The organism is Phocaeicola faecicola (assembly GCF_013618865.1).
Classification (GTDB): domain Bacteria; phylum Bacteroidota; class Bacteroidia; order Bacteroidales; family Bacteroidaceae; genus Phocaeicola; species Phocaeicola faecicola.
Map to the genome: position 1 here is coordinate 1 of NZ_JABSOE010000147.1, position 1,652 is coordinate 1,652.

General features: G+C 46.2%; 2 protein-coding genes. Both read right to left on the reverse strand.

Features of this window, described 5'->3' with window-relative positions:
* Window positions 1-233: 233 nt before the first annotated feature.
* A complete protein-coding gene (locus H3001_RS19040) occupies window positions 234-1,235 on the reverse strand; it encodes an IS3 family transposase (protein ID WP_317170799.1) in 1,002 nt (333 codons plus the stop codon).
* Entirely contained in the window at window positions 1,217-1,597 is a 381-nt protein-coding gene (locus H3001_RS19045; RefSeq protein ID WP_005829611.1) for a transposase, read from the reverse strand. The genes H3001_RS19040 and H3001_RS19045 overlap by 19 nt, the downstream gene beginning before the upstream one ends.
* Between the last annotated feature and the right edge of the window lie 55 nt (window positions 1,598-1,652).

A 1,652-nucleotide genomic window follows, 5' to 3' on the forward strand; every position in this document is an offset into this window, starting at 1 on the left:
TGTCTTTTCCTGATTTAGCTAGACGCTTTTTCTTTTTATAACCGATATCAGTAGACGGTTCTTGGAATGTTGTACTGGTTCAGTAGTCACTTCTTCCCAAGCCCTGCTGATATAGTAGACACAGCAAAGTGAGTTGTCCTGATTCTGTTGACAGTCATCCTGCTGCATTTGCAGAGCCCGTGCTTGCTTGTCCGGCAAGACTGGGTGCCCCTAAAAGAGGCATTCTGTCTTTGTCAGGTGCGCTGTCCTGCGCCTTCGCCCGGACTTGCTGTCCGGCTTTGCAAAGATATTGCATCCTTCTTTTTATTGCTACTTGTGGAAGGATATTTTTTCTTCTTCCACATTTTCTTCTGTATTCCCTTCTCCAGATGCGCCACAGCAGGTATTTTATACCCGATACTCATATGCGGTCTGCGATGGTTATAGAAATGTATGTAGCGAGCTATGACATTTCTTGCATGCCCGATGTCGTTGAACCGGCCTCGAGGATGGCTGCTTTCCGCCTTAATAATCCCGTTGATACGTTCCGCAACGGCATTGTCGGTGGGTTTGTAGTCTTCCGTCATACTGATGGCAATGCCATGTTTCTGAAGAAGTGCCACGTATGGGTCGCAACTGTATTGTACGCCACGGTCCGAGTGATGTATCAGGCCCGTAAGATTTTCATCTCCTGTCATTTCAACAGCCTGCTCTATAGCCTGTTGCAATGCATTGATGGTTGCCGATACCCGTAAGGTGTCGGCAAGCACCCATCCCACTATCTTATGGGAGTAGGCATCCGTAATCAGATGCAGATAACAGACTTCACCATTGGCAAGTGGTATATAAGTAATGTCGCTGACCCACAACTGGTTGGCTGAAGTCAAGGTCAGTCCTTTGATTAGGTTCTTCCACTTGTGGTAGCGATGGTTGGAGTTCGTCGTATGCCGGGTCTTGCGGGCAGGAAGCATCAAGCGGTGTTGCCGGAGCAATGCATAAAAGCTGTCCCGCCCAGGCATGAACCCGGCTCCAAAAAGCACGGTGAGCATAATCCACAGTTTGTAACAGCCTATACCCGGATCTTCGATACGGATATCACGGACAGCATCCAGCATGAGACGTTCCCTATGTATCTGACTCTCAATGTCAGCCTTTGACTGGTAGTAGGCTTGACGACAATGGCCAAACAGACGGCAGGCCAACGCAACTTTCAGGTTGCGCTGACTGACCAGTTCCGTTACGATTTGGCCCCAGATTTTTTTCTGATAGGGATGTTGAAGAGTTCTTCAGCACGCGTAATCATCAACTCACGGGCTTCTGTTTCCAGCTTGGAGAAAGACAGAGCTTTCTCCAGCTCTTTAATGCGCTTTTTTAATTGGGCATTTTCATCTTTGTAGGCTTCCTTGCTGCGATTGGACATATCTGGTGATTCTTGTTCAGAAGGCAAAGATAGCTCTTCTGCTAAATTTGAATACTTTTTAATCCAACTATTTAGCAAGGCAGGGCAACAAATGCCATGTGCCCGGCAAAAGGCATGCTTACTCATACCTGATTGGTAGTAAGAGTGAAGAAAAAACAGTTTTTCATCTTCACGATAAAGCTTTCGTTTTGAAGTCATAATAGTAACACATTTATTAGTTTGTAAATGTGTCTACCTATATCAGGATAAGACA

Excerpts from the sequence above, each read along its gene's own strand:
- H3001_RS19045 (WP_005829611.1), bottom strand. The coding sequence starts at position 1,597 with ATGACTTCAAAACGAAAGCTTTATCGTGAAGATGAAAAACTGTTTTTT.